Genomic DNA, 18,334 nt, shown 5'->3' on the forward strand with positions numbered 1-18,334 from the left:
GTTATACCTTTTTAATGCTGGCTAAAAAATTCTGGTGAGTTGGTAACTGCGTTACAGTTGAGCTGATCAACGTTTTTAAAGTAGAGAATAAATCGCTCAGTTGATCATCACTTAGTGAATCAACAATACTGTTATAGTCATCAGGGATAAGCCCTTGCCCTATCATGACTTGCTGCCAAGCAACTTCGGCGAATAGTTCATCATCTTCACGTATTACTTTGCCTGTGTGTTTAAATAAATTCAGTTTATGGGTAAGGGAATTTGGTATATCCATTTGCATGCATTGACGCCAAAACGGGGAGTCTTCTCGCTCGGTGAGTTTATAATGCAAAATAATAAAATCACGTATGTGCTCTAATTCAATAACGCTTTGTTTATTAAACTCCGTTACTAACGCATCGCTAATACCGTTGTGTGGAAATAGCTTAATTAAACGCGTAACCGCAGTTTGAATTAAATGAATACTGGTTGACTCTAGCGGCTCTAAAAAACCACTTGAGAGGCCAACCGACACCACATTTTTATGCCATTGCTTTAAACGCCGACCTGTTTTGAATTTTATAATACGGGGCTCTGTAATTGGCTCAGCGGGTAAGCTTTTTAGCAGTAACTGCTTAGCATCATCATCTGACAAGTATCTACTGCAATAAACAAGGCCATTACCAATACGATTTTGCAGTGGTATTTGCCATTGCCAACCAGCACTATGTGCAATAGATCGCGTATAGGGCTTAAGCTCATGAGTACTTTTTGTTTGTACGGCTACTGCACTATCGCATGGTAAGTAATGAGACCAATCAATAAACCCTGTATTTAGTGTTTGTTCAATTAATAGTGCACGCAGCCCGGTGCAATCTATAAATAAATCCCCACTAATTTGACTGTCGTTATCCAGTGCTAGGCTTTTAACATTGCCTGTATCGCATTGTTCAATGTGGCTTATTTTTGCATCTATGTGTTTAACACCGCGCGATATAGCCAACTTTTTTAAGTATTCAGCGTAAAGCGTCGCATCAAAATGATATGCGTAACTCAGCCCAGGTAGTTGGGTATTAGGAATTGTATTGAGGGGTGCAAATTTATGCTGTTTAGCCGCTTGGTAATTGAGTGAAAAATCCCATAAGTCGTCTTCGCAACCCGTAATTTGACCTTTTAACCAAAAGTTATAAAAATCGCAAAAGGGAAAATCTTTACCTAACGAGCCAAACGCATGCATGTAGCTATGCCCTGGCGTTTTCCAGTTTTCGAACTCTATACCTAATTTTATTGAAGCATTAGTGGCATTAATAAAATCTTGCTCGTTTATACCCAGCGCGTTATTAAGTTGAATAATGGGCGGTATCGTTGCTTCACCCACTCCTACCGTACCAATAGCTGATGATTCTATTAGTGTGATATTAATTACTTTACCTAACACTTTATTAAGCAGTGCTGCTGTTATCCACCCTGCGGTACCACCGCCTGCAATTACGACATGTTTTATTGGTTTCATATTATTGCCCACGCTTTAATACAGCGCTCAATAAACTTAATTAAGCGAATTGGTATTAATCAGTGTTTGATAAACTAGCTATAAAAAAGCCCTTGTAAAACAAATCACAAGGGCTTCTACACACAACTTTTATTATAGCTTGTAACTAAAGCCTAACAAGTAAGTACGACCGTAATCTTGGTAGTCACGTACTTGTAGAGCATTATCGCCAGAAAGTGACGTAAACGGTTCTTCAGTTAAGTTTTGTACTTGAAACTGAACAGATAAACCTTCAAGGCTTTCAATACCGGCCTCAGAGAAGTCATAACCTGCTTGAACATCCCAAATAGTTTCACCTGAAATATCAACTTGTTCAGTGTTAAAACCTAAACCATATACATCACCTTTAAAGGCACTGCGTTTGCGCATACTGGTACGTAATTGCATACCATGCATTTCGTAGTAAACTGTTAAGCTTTGAATTTTATCCGAAAGACCTGGTAGCTCGTAATCGTTACCGTTTTGATCTTCAATATCAGACTCAATACCAGTATGGCTGGCAATTAAACCAAAACCTTCAAGAGATGGATGGAATATTTTAAATGGTAACGCCAGTGAAAGCTCGTAACCATATAAATCGCCACCGCCGCCATTTATTTTACCGCTGCCTGTACCTGATGATGTTGCAGGAACTTCACCTGTTGAAGGGTCAGCTACGCCTGACATATCAATTGCGTACGTGCCGTCAAAAATCCACTGAGTTAAATCTTTATAGAAAAACGCAGCAGAGAAGTAACCTTCATCGCTAAAGTAATTCTCGTAAGTAAAATCGTAGCCGGTTGCTTCTTTAGGTTCTAAATTTGGGTTACCACCCGATACAGACCAATAGTTGCCATTTTCATCAGGTGTTTGATTATATGAAGCATTAACTGATGAATTCATTTCATCTAAGCGTGCACGAGAAATTGTTTTAGCAGCACCAAAACGTATCGTTTGCTGCTCATCAATCGCAAGTGACAAGTTTAAGCTAGGTAATACGTGCGAGTAATCATGACTTATGTTTGTAGGTGATGTAACAACCACACCATCAACAGTACTAAATGCATTACCTTGTGATGATTGATCAGTTTGTACATAACGCACGCCCACGTTACCCGTTAATGCAAGGCCGCTTACTTCAGCATTAATATTAGCTTGAACAAATGCAGAAGTAATTTCTTCTTTTACAGTCCACGATTTAGTCGCATGACTTGTATTTGTTAAGCTCTCTGCCAGTAAGTCGTAATAACCGTCGTTAACTAAGCCATTTACGTCATAAGCAATCATATCGCCCATGCCTATAAAACCTAAATCAACACTTCCGTTACGGTACTGTTCTGGCACATTAAGCATGCCTGGGTTATCAAGCGAAAAGCTAGATAACGTCATAAAGTAACCTTCTGAATCTTTTGTTTTCTCACGTTCTTTGTAAGACATACCAAATTCAATAGAACTTATGTACTCGTTTTCTAATACCTTTGAAGCCGCTATTTTTAATGTTGATAGCTCATCTTCAATGGTCGGTGCATTAATAAAACCATCTTGCGCTTGGTTTTCATACTCAGTACCAGTTAAACCATATTTATCGTTAAGTGCAGAGCTTGCACCCCACGATAGCGGGCCACCTAACTGTATTAAACCATAATCGCTATAATCTAAGTCATGAGTAAAACTTGCGCCGGTATTTCCACCATTAAATGTATAACCTAAGTTATCTGCAACACCGCGAGCATCACCACGCCCTGTACCTGAGTAGCTCTCAACACTCCAGATTTTACGGTCTACTTGTGAATAACTTGCATCAAACTCTACTGACCACGAATCGTCAATATCATATTTAGTATTAAAACCAAAAGCTGTAAGTTCCGCTTCGCGTTCTTCATAATCGTTTCGAACTACTACACGTTGGCCTTGTGTTACTGCACTTGTTATAAAGCCAGATGCTTCATCAACTACAACACTATTTGCATCAATACTACCTTGACCCCATGCAAATGGAATTTCAATACCGCGTAGAATTTTTTCATCTGTAAAATCTACATATAATGCATCAAACGTCATGTTTAATTTGTCTGTAGGGGCGGCTTCTAAAACAAGCATTGCCGAATCACGCTCAAGGGTTGATGAACGTACAAATGGTTTAGCGCCGCCTAAAATTGAATAATCGTTACCATTTTCGGTGAATTCTGGGTAGCCCCACGAGTTCCAACGTTTTTCTTGATTTGGTGAACTCATTGTATTTAAAGCAAATGCAACGCCAATTGTATCGTCAGCAAACTGATCAATGTATGAGATAGTGCCTCGATAGCCGTCATCATTACCGTCTGGATTTAATTTACCAAAGCTGGTTTGCTCATACTGCCCATTTACTTGCACAACACGCTCGCCTTTACTTAAAGGGCGCACGGTTTGCATATTAATAACACCGGCAATACCTTCAGCATCAATACTTGCATTTGGCGTTTTATAAACAGTTACACCGCTCATTATTTCTGATGGGTAAAGGTCAAACTCTACGCCGCGGTTATCACCAATCGATACCTGCTCACGACCGTTAAACGTTGTGCCACTTTCATTCTCGCCAAAACCACGAATAGAGACACGACTTGCTCGCCCGTCTAAGCGCTGGGCGGTTAAACCGGGTAAACGCGCAATCGATTCAGCAATTGAAGAATCTGGCAATTTGCCAATGTCTTCAGCCGATATAGATTCTACAACCTGTGTAGAGAAGCGTTTTGTGTTAATAGACTCAACCACACTGCCACGAAAGCCTTTAACTTCGATAACTTCTACATCATCTTTTTTTATTGTATCTTCTTGAGCAGCCTGTGTAGCAAAGCTTGATAAGCCTGCAGCTGTTAATGCCAAAGTTAATATACTTGGTTTGAACATAGACATAATGTTTTCCCGTTACCCATATTGTGATACCCGCGTTCAATGTTTAAGTGATAGTTAAACAAGGCGAGCTAATTTTGTTGTCAGGATGAATATTAACGCCAGATTTATTTTATTAACAACTTTATGCATACGTATTCAACAATCTCAATATAGCCTAACATTAACATAAATTACACACATATAATTTTAACTATATGATTTAATTAAAAATAAACAAAACAAAAAACACTGAAAGAGTATGGCAGATTAAATCTATTCTGTAGAAAACTAATAGCCTTCCTACTTGAATGTAAACAAGATGAAATTAATTAGCGCTGTTATATAACGTTTAAACAATTGCACATTCACTAAGTGTTAAATTGGTCAGACCATTTTTAGTAAAACCAAGGGTATATTTCCTTTATAGTACAAACTGTTAGGTTAAATTTAACTAAAAAATGAATGAATAACATAATTGGTAAACATTAAACACACAAAACGAACACCGCCAAAGAGGCGCTAAGCGCTTATTTTAAATAATTTTATTGCATTATTTTTAGTGCATACGTATGCAGACTTTTTACAGAATTAAAGGCTTCACGTATGCTTTTTGAAAATAACGTGATTAATCGTAATCACAATAAAGAATAGTCTAAATACTGTGTGGAATGACGGAGAAAAGCATGACCCAAAAGCAGTGGTATAAAGGTGCGGTTATTTATCAAGTTTATCCGCGTAGCTTTCAAGATAGCAACAACGATGGTATTGGTGACTTAAAAGGGATTATTAATCGTATTGATTACATTAAAAGCTTAGGCGTTGATGCAATTTGGATTTCACCTTTTTTCAAATCGCCGATGAAAGACTTTGGCTACGATATTAGTGACTACCGTGACATTGACCCGCTTTTTGGTGATTTAAACGATTTTGATGAACTTATTAGCCAAGCCCATGATCGCAACATTAAAATTATAATTGACCAAGTACTAAGCCATACATCAGATCAACACCAATGGTTTACAGATAGCCGCGAAAATCAAAATAACGATAAAGCGGATTGGTATGTTTGGGCTGAAGCTAAAGATGACGGCACAGCACCTAATAATTGGCTGTCTATTTTTGGTGGTGGCGCGTGGCAGTGGGAACCTCGCCGTGGGCAATATTATTTACATAACTTTTTAACCGAACAACCCGATTTAAACTTTCATAATCCTGACGTAAGACAAGCTGTACTTGATAACGTAGAGTTTTGGCTTAAAAAAGGCGTTGATGGCTTTAGATTAGATGCTATTAACTTTTGTTATCACGATGCACAACTTCGCGATAACCCAGCTAAACCAAAAGATAAGCGCCAGGGTCGTGGTTTTAGTGAAGATAACCCATACGCATTTCAGTATCATTACTACAACAACACTCAGCCAGAAAATATTGAGTTTATGCAAGACATTCGCACATTACTTAATAAATACCCAGGTACTGTATCGCTTGGCGAAATCTCATCAGAGGATTCATTGGCGACAATGGCGCAGTACACCCAAGGTGGCGATAAGCTGCACATGGGATATAGCTTTGAGCTCTTAACAAATGATTATTCAAGTGAATATATTAGAACTACGGTTCAAACTCTTGAACAACGTATGACTGAGGGTTGGCCGTGTTGGGCATTTAGCAACCATGATGTAGAGCGCGTAGCAAGTCGCTGGAGCGAAAATGGCGAAATAAACCCTCAGCAATGTAAAATGCTAACCGCCCTACTTGCCTCCCTTCGTGGCAGTGTATGTATGTACCAAGGTGAAGAATTAGGTTTAGGTGAAGCAAGTGTTGCCTTTGAAGACTTACAAGACCCATATGGCATTACATTTTGGCCTAACTTTAAAGGGCGTGATGGCTGTAGAACGCCAATGCCTTGGGAGCAAGCTGATTCACCTCATGCGAGTTTTAGTGACGTAAAACCTTGGCTACCTGTTGATGATGCACACAAACAGCAATCAGTCGCTGTGCAAACTAATGATAGCAACTCAATTTTAAACGCCTATCGTGAGTTTATGGCGTGGCGCAAGAGCCAAACTGTTTTACTTGAGGGTGATATTGAGTTTATTGAAACGCCTGAGCCTGTGCTTGCTTTTTATAGAACGCTTGGACCGCAAAAAATGCTGTGCATATTTAATCTAAGCTCTCAACAAACAAGTATTGATATGCCAACATCAATCGTTAAAGAATACAATGAGCTTAGCCACCACAGCGCAAAATTAAGCCAAGACACACTTACGCTTGAGCCTTTCGCTTGCTTTTATGCAAAGTGTTAATGACATCAATAATTACACTTAATATTACAGCTAAGCTCTAAACATAAAAAGCCCAAGTAAATTACTTGGGCTTTTTTGTGCATTTAATTTTTCTAATGACTTTGGGTTTTACTGTTTAAGTAGTCAGTTAAAGCAAATAAAACGCCTGACATTACAAACGTGACATGAATAGTTACTTTCCAAAGTAGCTCATCACTTGGATATGCGCCTGAGTTTATAAATACTTTTAATAACTCAACAGCAGAAATAGCGACTATCGCACTTATTAATTTCATCTTTAGACCTGAAAAACCAACCTTTCCCATCCAAGATGGTCTGTCTTCATGATTATCAATATTAAGCTTAGAAACAAAGTTCTCGTAACCGCTAAATGTAATGATCAGCAATAACCCCGCTAATAATGCCGTATCAACTAAAGTTAGAATACCGACAAGTAACTCTTGATTTGTTGCTGTAAATGTCGCAATACCCATTAAATAAAGCTGCTTAAAAAACTTTATTAACAACAGTACAACTGCAAATAGTAAACCCACAAAAAATGGGGCTAGTAGCCAACGCCCTTTAAAAATAAAAGATTCTAATGCATGCTCTACTTTATTAGCTTGGCGTGGTTTTTTATTAGGGGTGTGTGATGACATTGATTTGTCTTTTAATTAAAAAAAGCGACCTTAGCTTATAAACCACTGCAACACAATGCTGCGAAATCCTGACAAGTAAATTACTCATCCTCACGATAAAAAAATTTCGTTATCTTTTATTTCGTTTTCGTTTAAAAATCAGTATACCAACAGAGTTGTTCTGGATTGGGCACTACTGGTTTAAACCTAATCTTAAACTGGGTAAATCAGTCATCACACCATTTTTTTAGGAATAAACGAATGAAAAAAGCATTGCTAGCATTAATCGTAGCTCCACTATTTGTTGTATCTGCGACTTACGCGGTAGCAGACGATGCGCCAACAGCTTCAGCCGAAATGGTAAAAGAATACACAGAAATGTGTGTTAACTGGGCTAAAGATGATGACGTAAGCAATGAAGAGCTAAATGCCTACGTATTAAAATGCGTAAATGATGAGCTTGAATCTGAAGGCTATAAAAAAGTATCTTCTGTTAAGATTTAATCATACCAATTGCATTAAATTAGTGATCTATTTTAGCGCTAAGAAAACAGCTCAATAGCAAGTGAAATAGCATGACATATAGTTGTTTTATATGAATGTTTTTTAACGCAGTGAGTGGGTTATTTAGTGCAATATAATGACCATTTTTTAATAAAATTGGTATCTCTAATACGCTTAGTTGAATGTACTGCTAATAAAGCCGTTGCGAAAATATTTAACTAGGCACAAAAAAACCGGAATAGACACAAGCTGTGCGTTCCGGTTTTTTTATGGTTTTTTAAAACCTATAAAAAGTTATGAATAAGCGATAACGTGCTTATTCATCTTCTTTTTTAGCTTTCGCTTTAGGCTTTGCTTTAGCTGGTGCCTTTTTTGCTGCAGCTTTCTTTTTAGGTGCTGCCTTTTTCTTCGCTTCTTCTGTCCATTTACCTGCTTCATAATGAGCAGTCCACCCAGTAGCTTTACCGTCAACTTCAGTCATAACATACTGAGCTTTATTTTTACGGCTGTAGCGTACAACAGCAAGATTACCATCAGGATCTTTAGCAGGTGCATCTGCTAAGTAATAAAACTTAGGCGAGATACGGTCTCTAAAGCGTTTTAACTCTTCTACCTTAGGTGCACGTGTTTCACGAGACTTAGGAAAAGTATTTGCAGCTAAAAATATACCAGCGGCGCCATCACGTAATACAAAATACGCATCTGACTTTTCACACTCTAATTCAGTAATGTGAACAGGGTCTTCTTTTGGTGGAGCAGCTTCGCCGCTTTTAAGTAGTTTACGTGTGTTTTTACACTCGTCATTATTACAGCCAAAATACTTACCAAAACGACCCGATTTAAGTTCCATGTCAGAGCCACATTTATCACATTCGATAATTGGTCCGTCATAGCCTTTAATTTTAAAGGTACCTTCTTCAACTATATGCCCTTTACATGCCGGGTTATTACCACACACATGTAATTTACGGGTTTCGTCGATTAGGTATGAATCCATTGCAGTTTCACAAATAGGACAACGCTTCATCTGCATTAACTTTTCAGTTTCTACATCTTCTACATCAGCTGCAACTGCTTCATCACCCGACACCAAGTTCATTGTTGTAGTACAACGCTCTTTTGGCGGAAGGCTGTAACCAGTACACCCTAGGAAAACACCAGTTGATGCCGTTCGTATACCCATTTTTCGGCTACACGTAGGACATTCAATATCGGTTTCAACCATCTCGTTAAGACGCATGCCACCGTTCTCTGGCTCGTCTTTAGCAACAGTTAATTGCGTTGAAAAATCAGCATAAAACTTATCTAGAACTTGAGTCCATACACGCTCGCCTTCAGCGATATCATCTAAACGGCCTTCCATTTTAGCTGTAAAATCAAAGTTCATTAAATCAGTGAAATTTTCAACCAAGCGATCGGTAACTATTTCACCCATTTTTTCAGCAAAGAAACGGCGGTTTTCTACACGTACATAACCACGATCTTGAATCGTTGATATAATTGACGCATAAGTAGATGGACGACCAATACCGCGTTTTTCAAGCTCTTTTACTAAACTTGCTTCACTAAAGCGCGCTGGCGGTTTAGTAAAATGTTGCTTAGGATCAAGTTCGATTAAAGTAAGGACTTCACCTTCTTTAACAGCCGGTAGTGATTGATCTTCTTCGTTTTTCTTACGTATTGCAGGTTGTACTTTTGTCCAACCATCAAAGCGGAGCACACGGCCTTTCGCTTTAAGCTGGAAGTCGTTAGCTGCAACAGTTAGTGTTGTTAAATCGTATTCAGCAGGTACCATTTGGCACGCTACAAATTGACGCCAAATTAGCTCGTACAGCTTTTTAGCATCGGCGTCTACACCTTCAACATGACCAGATAACACGGTAACGCTTGAAGGACGTATTGCCTCATGCGCTTCTTGTGCATTGCCTTTAGAGCTGTAGCTAATTGGATCTTTTGGTAAGTATTTAGCACCAAATTCGTTTGTTACATACTCACGACACATTTCAACGGCATCTTTTGAAAGATTAGTTGAATCGGTACGCATATACGTAATATAACCGCCTTCATACAAACGCTGAGCAAGCATCATGGTCTTTTTAACACCATAACCTAAACGTGTGCTTGCTGCTTGCTGCATGGTTGAAGTAATTAATGGCGCACTTGGGCGACTTTTACTTGGTTTTTCTTCAACGCTAATTACTTTGTATTCTGCATTCTCAAGGCTTTTAACCGCTGCGCTAGCCTGAGCTTCATTTACAGGCTTAAAAGGCTTTCCTGCTTGTTTGGCTACTTCTAAACGTAACTCAGACTCAGTATTTTTAACGTCAGCGTGAATATCCCAAAATTCTTCAGGGATAAACGCCTTAATTTCACGCTCACGCTCTACTAATAAACGTACCGCAACAGACTGAACTCGTCCTGCAGAAAGTCCACGGGCCACTTTAGCCCACAACAAAGGTGATACCATAAAGCCAACAACACGATCTAAAAAGCGACGTGTTTGCTGAGCATAAACCATATCAGTATTAAGCTCGCCAGGTGTTTCAAACGCTTGCTGTATTGCGTTTTTAGTAATTTCGTTAAAAACTACGCGCTTATACTTAGCAGGATCACCACCAATGATTTCTTGAAGGTGCCAAGCAATTGCTTCCCCTTCTCTATCCAAATCCGTTGCGAGATATATTTGGTCTGCATTTTCAGCCAGCTTTTGTAATTCTTGAACAACTTTTTCTTTACCAGGCAGTATTTCGTAATGCGGATCCCAGCCTTGGTTTGGGTCTATACCCATACGCGCGACTAAGTTTGTATAATCTCGTTGCTTTTTATACGCTGCTTTCTCTTCAGGTTCCATTTTACGAACTTCTGCTGGCGTTTTAGTTGCCGGCACTTTAGCTTTGCTCGAACCTGAAGTAGGTAAATCTCGTACATGCCCAATACTGGACTTTACGATGAAGTCATTACCTAAATATTTATTAATTGTTTTAGCCTTAGCAGGAGACTCTACAATTACTAGCGATTTGCCCATAGTTGCCTATTTCTAACCAAATATTAAAAATGTGTTTTGCCGACATAAGCGGCGCGAATATTTATAGGTATATCTACAAACACTAGTTGTTACAAGCTTTTAATACAAACTTTTCAGTATTTACTGAATAAACGAACAATTTTTGTCGTTAAATTAAACAAACTAGTGTTTTTAGATTAATTGATGTGGAATATATAGAACAGAAACAAAAATGCCAACCTAAAGGTTGGCATTTTTAAAATATTAGAATAAAAAACCTTAGCCATCATCTTTAACAGCTAAACTTGCTGTTGTTTCAACATCTTTAGGGGTCGTAAATTTCACTGATAGGAACCCACTAGTACTATCGTTTGGATCTGTTTCACGGCTTATGGATAAAGCAACTGAATGTGCATTCGTATTTGCACTTTCTAACATTGCAAATCCATCCGTACCACTGTACTTACCATTATCAGTGCTAATAGTAATATCAGTCCCAGAAGGAATAGGATTGTTATAGCGATCAGAGTAATATACCTCAAAAGATAATGCTTCAAGTTCATTTCCTTCACTTGTAGATATATCAATCTGACCTAAATCACAGTATTCAGCGCTTGCTGTCGGCTCTAATCTAGCAACTATATCACTCGTATCTGGACTATCAGCTTTTTCATAAATTGAATTACAGCTATTTATATCTAAAGCTAATTGAGCCGCATTAGCTGTTGGGATTGTATTGCCATCAAGATCTAGAATCTCATTACCGTCCTCATCTAATTCAACCTCATTTAGATATTTTCGAAGCTGGATTTCAAGCTCTGTTTTTAAAACAACAAAACGACTATAAACAGCACTACCTGATAGTATTATTTGAAATGACTCTCTTACGTCTATTAGATCTTTTGTACACAGGCTAGCAAAGGTATCATCATCAGCTGGGTTAGTTGCATCTTCTGTACATAATAAACCATTGTATTTACCATCAGCTAAGGTGTGCATACCGTTCAAATCAATATCAAAGTTCTCTTCAAAATGACCGCCATTAGTATTTTCAGGACTACAAGGGTCAGTCAAATTACCTTCTTGGCAAAAACTAGCTTCTTTAGTAATTGTCGCTGCAACTGGGTTATAAATACCCGCTAAACCGTCATAAACCCCATTTTCATTATGATCTACAAACGCTTCAGGTAAGTCATAACCACTATAGAATTCGTTGGTGTCAAAGAACCCATTACCATTTATATCAATAAATGATTCTTGACCTTTGGCAGTAGCAAGCACCGTTACACGACCCCCTAAAGGCACACCATTAACAACATCGTCTGCTGCGCTAAGAATCCCATTAATACAAGGTGCTGCGGTGTTGAAATACAAGTCACAATTTATTAGGTTTGTTTTAGGGTTTATCGAATCAATTTGATTTCCCCATTTAGCCTCTGTAAACGGTTTTGGGTTTTGATTACGCCATTGTGCATTACATGCACCATCAACAGTATTACATTCGAGCTGTGAATTAAATGCCGTACCATCTAAAGTACCAACGGTACCCCCCTCTGTAGTCAAATAAACAGCTGTTCCATCTGGCACTGGGTTATTAAAGTGATCAGCTAAGTAAACTGAAATCTCATTAGTATCACCAATGTAATCAAGGGCCTCTATGTTTATAGTCTCTGCACCTGCAGTAAAACTATTACCATCAGGAAGACCAGAGCTAATTGAAATTAAGTCAGATACCGTAACAACTTGCTCATCAAGTGACACCAAAGAAAGTTCGCCCGTAGTAGGGCATAAAACATTGTCACTTCTTTGTGAAGCATCTTTTTGACACTCTAAATAAACATCTTGCCAACAAGTAATATCATCATTTTGATTTTCAGGAATTTGGCTTTGAGGAATATAACAAGCTTGCACTCGAACTGCCATTGGAACAAAACCTGCATTAACTTGCACACGAGCTAAACCTTCAGCATCTGTAAACACACTAGAGTGAGATAAGCTTATTCCACCATTAGTGGAACTTAAACGAAAATCCATTCTGTTACTAACAACAGATTTACCAATTTTATCTTTTAATTTAAAGGTAACTTCAGACGTTTCAGAGCGTGCTTGACCGCCAGTACCTTTAAGTGCAATAACATTTTGTGTTGCATCTATAAATTCTATAGATTCTACTTCAGCAATAGAAACTGGAATATTAATAGATTTAATAACCGGTGTGCCACCAGTTAATACTGTAGCAGTAACCGTATCACCCAGCGATGCACTACAACCATCAGTCCGATACGTTGCAGTAGCGATACCGCTAATACTTTTTGCCGTTGCATCCATTATAGATAAACCAGCTTGTGTACAGTTTGAGGTAAATTCAACGTCTAACGTTGTTGTAACTGGAGAAAAATTGCTATCTAAGATTTCAACAGTAATTACAGTTGTTGCACCTGCCGCTAATGGTTGGTATTCATCTGCAACAGGGTCACCGTTCGCATCTAGTAAATTAAATAAACCATTACTAATATTAACTTGCAAATCAGCTGTAGAAATTTCAAAAGCTTTTTGATTAGATATTGATTTAGATGTCGCAGTGATTTCACCTGCTCCGCTATTAGCACCAGGTTGAAGTTTAAGTATTGCAAAACCAAAGTTATCTGTTAAAGCTTTACCAGATACAGGTAATAAACTGCCTAAGTCTGTAGAAATTTCGCTAATAATACCAACGAAACCATCACCAGAGCTCGTGTCTGTGACTTTAACTAGCACATCAATTAATTCGTCTGAAGAGAATTGATTAACAACAGTACAACCAGAAGCCGTATATGTTTGTTCAAGTGATACAAGGTTTCTGTCATTATCCCAACCATCAGCACAACCTTGTAGTAATTTAATATCAACATCCACGACAGCTTCTTCAGTCGAAGCGTCGTCACCGTTTGATATAAAACCTAGCGTTTTTGTAACAGTTGAATCATTACCAATATAAGTTGCAGTGATTTCTCCTGCACCTTTAAAATCACCGCTACTCAAACTAACAACAGCCTGACCTGTTTCATTTGTAAGCGCAGTACCCAATTCAGGCGTTATTTTACCTGTAAATTCAGTCGTAAAAGTAACTAACTGTGACGTTAAAGGTTCGCCATTACTTGTTAAAGTCGCAGTTACAACACCTTTATTATCTTTACTAACAGGATTAGCATCTGTAAAAACTAGACCTGATTGATCAACGAGTGTTATTTCCAAAACATAAACACTGCTTACTTCGGGGTCAGTTCCACTATCGTCACTTATAGAGCCGTCTTTTTCAAGTGACCCACCGCCACCACAGGCTGTGAGTAAAAAACTTAGCAATGAAATGCCGAGCAGTCGCATTAAAGGCATGAACCTCTCCCTAGCGTTGTTATTATAATTAAAATTAATTTACACTTAATATTAACCTATAACTTAGTCTAAAATCACAGTTTTTTATTACTTTTTTGTGCAAAATATTTTTAAATAAATACTAACTTTTTCTGTAGTAAATATTTCCTTGCTGGTAGTCTATGGCAAATTTATAAAATGTAGATCAGGGAATATGTCAAAAATCCGTTCAATGAGTTTAACCACTCGCATCATGATTGGTATGGCGCTTGGGGTTACAGTAGGTTTTATATTTCAGGCTATATTAGCTGGTGAAGACGATTATCTAATACCACTTGGGTTATTCTCTTTGCCAATTAAAGCCTTTTTTGTTGATGGTATTTTCCATGTTGGTGGTCAAATATTCATTGCCAGCTTGAAAATGTTAGTTGTGCCTCTTGTTTTTGTATCGCTTGTTTGTGGTACCTGTAGCTTAAGCGACCCTAAAAAACTAGGCCGCCTAGGTGGTAAATCTATTGGTTTATATTTATTAACTACAGCTATTGCTATAACAGTGGCGATTACACTTGCCTTATTATTTAGCCCTGGTGAAGGTATAAGCTTGCCATCTAATGCAACCTACGATGCTAAAGAAGCACCTACCCTTGCACGTGTAATTATAGATATGTTTCCTACAAATCCTTTTGAAGCAATGGCCAAAGGCAATATGCTTCAAGTTATTGTGTTTGCACTTTTATTTGGTGTAGCAATGGCATTAAGTGGTAAAGCAGGAAAACGTGTTGCTACCGTATTTGAAGATTTAAACACTGTGATTTTAAAACTAGTTACGCTTTTAATGAATATTGCCCCTTATGGCGTGTTCTTTTTAATGGCAAAACTGTTTACAACAATTGAGCTTAACTTAATTGTGAGCTTAGCGAAGTACTTTGGCGTTGTAGTGCTTGCACTGTTATTACATGCTTTTGTAAACTACACATTGCTTTTAAAAATATTAACGGGCTTAAACCCGCTTATTTTCTTAGCAAAAATGAAGCACACATGCTTATTTGCATTTAGTACCTCGAGCTCAAGCGCAACTATGCCTATTACACTTGAAACTGCTACTAAAAAGTTAGGTGCTAATAACTCGGTTGCCTCATTTACTATCCCACTGGGTGCTACCATTAACATGGATGGCACTGCCATCATGCAAGGTGTGGCTACCGTGTTCATTGCACAAGTGTTTAGTGTCGATTTGACAATATCTGATTATTTAATGGTTATATTAACAGCAACACTTGCCTCTGTAGGTACAGCAGGCGTACCTGGTGTTGGTTTAATAATGCTGGCAATGGTACTTAACCAAGTTGGCTTACCTGTAGAAGGGATTGCAATTATTATCGGTGTAGATAGATTACTTGATATGACACGTACAGCAGTTAATGTAACCGGCGATTGTATGGTTACCTGTGTTGTTGCCAAGTCTGAAGGTGAGCTAGATGAGAGCATCTTTAACGACCCTAATGCAGCTAAAGACTTAGAAGATTATCATAAATCTATTGATTCATAAGCTACATTTATATAGCTATAAAAAAACCTTGATGCAATCCATCAAGGTTTTTTTTCGAGTAAAAATAATTAAACTGAATCCTGAAAAAGATTCTAATCTAAGGATTTAACGACTTAAACTTAGAAAGTAAGTTTATTCCCACTTTATTTACACCACTACTCAAGCCAAGAGCTAGCTTATCGCTCAGCCCTTTTTTAACTTTGTATTTAATCTTATAAATTTGACGCTCATGTTGCTGCTCTAGCAATGCATCATCACTTGTTTTTATAACATCTACCAAGCCTTTATCAATCGCTTGAGTTGCAAACCAATGCTCACCTGTCGCAACTAAGTTTATATCTAAGCTTGGACGTTGAGTGCTTACAAACGTTTTAAATAAATCATGTGTTTGTTCAATTTCTTCACGAAATTTTTCACGGGCCTTATCTGTGTTTTCACCAAATAAAGTAAGTGTGCGTTTAAATTCACCTGCTGTTATTTGCTCAAATTCAACATCATTTTTCTTTAATATTTTATTAAAGTTAGGTATTTGAGCTATCACACCAATAGATCCAACTATTGCAAAAGGCGCTGCAAGTATCTCGTCCGCGACACACGCCATCATGTAACCACCACTTGCTGCCACTTTATCAATTGCAACACTCAGAGGAATACCCGCACTTTTAATACGCTGTAACTGAGATGCAGCAAGTCCGTAGCCATGTACAACACCGCCACCACTTTCTAAACGAATAAGTACTTTGTCTTTACTTGGATCGGCAATAGAGATAATGGCCGTTATTTCTTCTCGTAAGCTTTCTACTTCGTGAGCGTCCATACTACCCACAAAATCAATTACATATAAACGAGGTTTAGGCTCATCTTTATCTGCTTTTTTACTTTTTGATTTAAGCTGTTTTTGATGCGCTTTAAGCTCTTTTTTACCCAACGTATTTTGTAAAAAACTTTCTTTAAGTTCAACTAACTGCTCTGATATATCGTCAATTTGTATTTCACCTTTTTTGGCCTTTGGCTTAACTGCAGCGCCAACTATTAGCATTAAAATAACTGCTATAGCGATAACAAAAGTAACTGTTTTAGCAAAAAACAAACCGTATTCGTATAAAAATTCCAACTGGTTTCTCCATTTATAAATTTCAGCTAATTTAGCATGCTTTAAAGCAAAAAAAAGCCACTTTTCAGTTAACACCATTCAGTTAAGCATGCTTTGACTTAATGGTGTACCGAGTTTTTGAAATTCGAACGGTCCTACTTTTGGGCCGTTTTCTTTTTTCTGGAAGAATATAACGTTTCACTCGTTCTCGCATTGCCCTTAATTTCTTTGGAATTGAACCTGGCGAAGCGATGGCACACCAGAGTATTTCATCCTGTATATCCCGCAAAGCCATGACAAAACTAATTCTCAGCGGGGAGACTTTAGCCTCTTTGGCTATTCGACTTATCTCTACTCGAATTAAATTGTAGGCTAGCAATATACCCCATAGCTCTTGATTGACTCCATCCACAGTCTGACTACGCAAAAGAATACTATCCTCAAGCATCTGGTGTTTTATTTCTCCATAGCTATTTTCAATTTCCCAGCGCTCGAAATAGACATCAAGAATGGCCTGTGCACCAAAAGCCTGTTTATCATCCAAAGAGCACAGCAGACCTTTTATTTTTCCAGGCCCCATTGGCTCAGGATAAAGAACCAGTCTGGCCTGCCAGCACTCAGGAAGCGAAGGGTCTTGTTTTCTGGCATGCGCAGATACACTCATCTCTACTTTGAAGTCATGCTCAGAGTAAGATTCAATGACGGTGTATTGCGTGTTGCTTTTAATCGGGACCATCCAGTGCGACTGTGGGTGTTGCTTACGCCAATTAATCAGTAGCTCAGCGCTGAGATAACATCGGTCAAAAATAGTTAGACTGTTATCACTTACATGACCAAATAACTGCTTTGCGTAGTTCACCTCACCTTGATAACTGGGCCCGAAGGCAACGTGGTGTATCAACCGGCTACGCAAGGAGCTTAAGGCGCATAGGCGTACAATAGGATATTCTGTATGACGGTTTTTACTGTGCTTAATATAGTGAAAGTGCTCAGCAAGAGCTGGTGTATCGGGTGCACGAAATTGCGTTCCATCGACAGAAAATAACCGGAGTCCATACCACGTATCATCAGCATCTTCTTCTTGTGTCCAATGGGCTGCACATAGGTGAAATAAGGCTTGGAGGGGGTCGCTACTCAGGCGCTGTCTCGCTTGAGGAATAGCACTTGGAGCAACCGTATCGCCCAGGGTATCAGTGAGTGTTAAATCTAACTTCTCAACAACGTCACTAATAGAGCGGTCGCGAAAAAGACCCATTGCAATGATAAGCCAGACGACAAGCTCAGCAGGTAACTTACGTTTGCGAATACTTGCTTTATCGGTCTGTTCGAGCACATTAGAAATCCACTCAAGAGGGATATGTTTCTGAAATGTAGATAAAGAGTCAGGAGTGGCGAATATATCCGTATCAAGTAACCAATGACTAAGCATAAAAATACCCTCATAATCAAAAGATGATAAGGGTATTGTGAAGCAACCAAAAGATCGGTCAACCGATCAAAAATACCTTAACTGATCGGTGTTA

General features: G+C 38.4%; 10 protein-coding genes. 3 read left to right on the forward strand and 7 right to left on the reverse strand.

All coding sequences use genetic code 11. The features are described from left to right. Window position 1: 1 nt before the first annotated feature. Together GQR45_RS18440 and GQR45_RS18445 are read right to left on the reverse strand one after the other, a co-directional pair. The gene (locus GQR45_RS18440) at window positions 2-1,492 is read right to left on the reverse strand and encodes a tryptophan halogenase family protein (protein ID WP_165726689.1); all 1,491 of its coding nucleotides are present in this window, start codon (window positions 1,490-1,492) and stop codon (window positions 2-4) included. Between the two features lie 132 nt (window positions 1,493-1,624). Further along, on the reverse strand, window positions 1,625-4,408 hold the full coding sequence (locus GQR45_RS18445; RefSeq protein ID WP_165726690.1) for a TonB-dependent receptor: 2,784 nt from the start codon (window positions 4,406-4,408) through the stop codon (window positions 1,625-1,627). A gap of 662 nt (window positions 4,409-5,070) precedes the next feature. On the opposite strand from GQR45_RS18445, the gene GQR45_RS18450 reads away from it, so the two are divergent. Next, a complete protein-coding gene (locus GQR45_RS18450; protein WP_165726691.1) occupies window positions 5,071-6,693 on the forward strand; it encodes an alpha-glucosidase family protein in 1,623 nt (540 codons plus the stop codon). A 92-nt stretch (window positions 6,694-6,785) separates the two neighbouring features. Here the strand turns inward: GQR45_RS18450 and GQR45_RS18455 are convergent, their stop codons facing one another. Then, the gene (locus tag GQR45_RS18455; protein ID WP_007582598.1) at window positions 6,786-7,331 is read right to left on the reverse strand and encodes a TIGR00645 family protein; all 546 of its coding nucleotides are present in this window, start codon (window positions 7,329-7,331) and stop codon (window positions 6,786-6,788) included. A gap of 240 nt (window positions 7,332-7,571) precedes the next feature. Here GQR45_RS18455 and GQR45_RS18460 point away from each other — a divergent pair, with 240 nt between their 5' ends. Beyond that, the gene (locus GQR45_RS18460) at window positions 7,572-7,814 is read left to right on the forward strand and encodes a hypothetical protein (RefSeq protein ID WP_165726692.1); all 243 of its coding nucleotides are present in this window, start codon (window positions 7,572-7,574) and stop codon (window positions 7,812-7,814) included. Window positions 7,815-8,130: 316 nt separating this feature from the next. Here GQR45_RS18460 and topA read toward each other — a convergent pair whose 3' ends face one another. Further along, entirely contained in the window at window positions 8,131-10,839 is a 2,709-nt protein-coding gene (gene topA / locus GQR45_RS18465) for a type I DNA topoisomerase (RefSeq protein ID WP_024592543.1), read from the reverse strand. A 258-nt stretch (window positions 10,840-11,097) separates the two neighbouring features. Beyond that, window positions 11,098-14,190 carry a hypothetical protein gene (locus GQR45_RS18470; protein WP_165726693.1) on the reverse strand — a complete coding sequence of 1,031 codons (3,093 nt, stop codon included), beginning with the start codon at window positions 14,188-14,190 and terminating at the stop codon, window positions 11,098-11,100. A gap of 193 nt (window positions 14,191-14,383) precedes the next feature. Between GQR45_RS18470 and GQR45_RS18475 the strand changes: the two genes are divergently transcribed. Further along, a complete protein-coding gene (locus GQR45_RS18475; protein ID WP_007582590.1) occupies window positions 14,384-15,718 on the forward strand; it encodes a dicarboxylate/amino acid:cation symporter in 1,335 nt (444 codons plus the stop codon). A 97-nt stretch (window positions 15,719-15,815) separates the two neighbouring features. On the opposite strand, the gene sohB is transcribed toward GQR45_RS18475, so the two are convergent. Both sohB and GQR45_RS18485 read right to left on the reverse strand, forming a co-directional pair. Beyond that, window positions 15,816-16,832, reverse strand: a complete 1,017-nt coding sequence (gene sohB, locus GQR45_RS18480) for a protease SohB (RefSeq protein WP_007582588.1) — start codon at window positions 16,830-16,832, stop codon at window positions 15,816-15,818. A gap of 82 nt (window positions 16,833-16,914) precedes the next feature. Then, window positions 16,915-18,240 carry an IS4 family transposase gene (locus GQR45_RS18485; protein ID WP_165725782.1) on the reverse strand — a complete coding sequence of 442 codons (1,326 nt, stop codon included), beginning with the start codon at window positions 18,238-18,240 and terminating at the stop codon, window positions 16,915-16,917. Between the last annotated feature and the right edge of the window lie 94 nt (window positions 18,241-18,334).

Source organism: Pseudoalteromonas sp. SA25 (assembly GCF_011378705.1).
In the GTDB taxonomy this organism is placed as follows: domain Bacteria; phylum Pseudomonadota; class Gammaproteobacteria; order Enterobacterales; family Alteromonadaceae; genus Pseudoalteromonas; species Pseudoalteromonas arctica.

Excerpts from the sequence above, each read along its gene's own strand:
- GQR45_RS18440 (WP_165726689.1), bottom strand. The coding sequence starts at position 1,492 with ATGAAACCAATAAAACATGTCGTAATTGCAGGCGGTGGTACCGCAGGG.
- GQR45_RS18445 (WP_165726690.1), bottom strand. The coding sequence starts at position 4,408 with ATGTCTATGTTCAAACCAAGTATATTAACTTTGGCATTAACAGCTGCA.
- GQR45_RS18450 (WP_165726691.1), top strand. The coding sequence starts at position 5,071 with ATGACCCAAAAGCAGTGGTATAAAGGTGCGGTTATTTATCAAGTTTAT.
- GQR45_RS18455 (WP_007582598.1), bottom strand. The coding sequence starts at position 7,331 with ATGTCATCACACACCCCTAATAAAAAACCACGCCAAGCTAATAAAGTA.
- GQR45_RS18460 (WP_165726692.1), top strand. The coding sequence starts at position 7,572 with ATGAAAAAAGCATTGCTAGCATTAATCGTAGCTCCACTATTTGTTGTA.
- topA (WP_024592543.1), bottom strand. The coding sequence starts at position 10,839 with ATGGGCAAATCGCTAGTAATTGTAGAGTCTCCTGCTAAGGCTAAAACA.
- GQR45_RS18470 (WP_165726693.1), bottom strand. The coding sequence starts at position 14,190 with ATGCCTTTAATGCGACTGCTCGGCATTTCATTGCTAAGTTTTTTACTC.
- GQR45_RS18475 (WP_007582590.1), top strand. The coding sequence starts at position 14,384 with ATGTCAAAAATCCGTTCAATGAGTTTAACCACTCGCATCATGATTGGT.
- GQR45_RS18485 (WP_165725782.1), bottom strand. The coding sequence starts at position 18,240 with ATGCTTAGTCATTGGTTACTTGATACGGATATATTCGCCACTCCTGAC.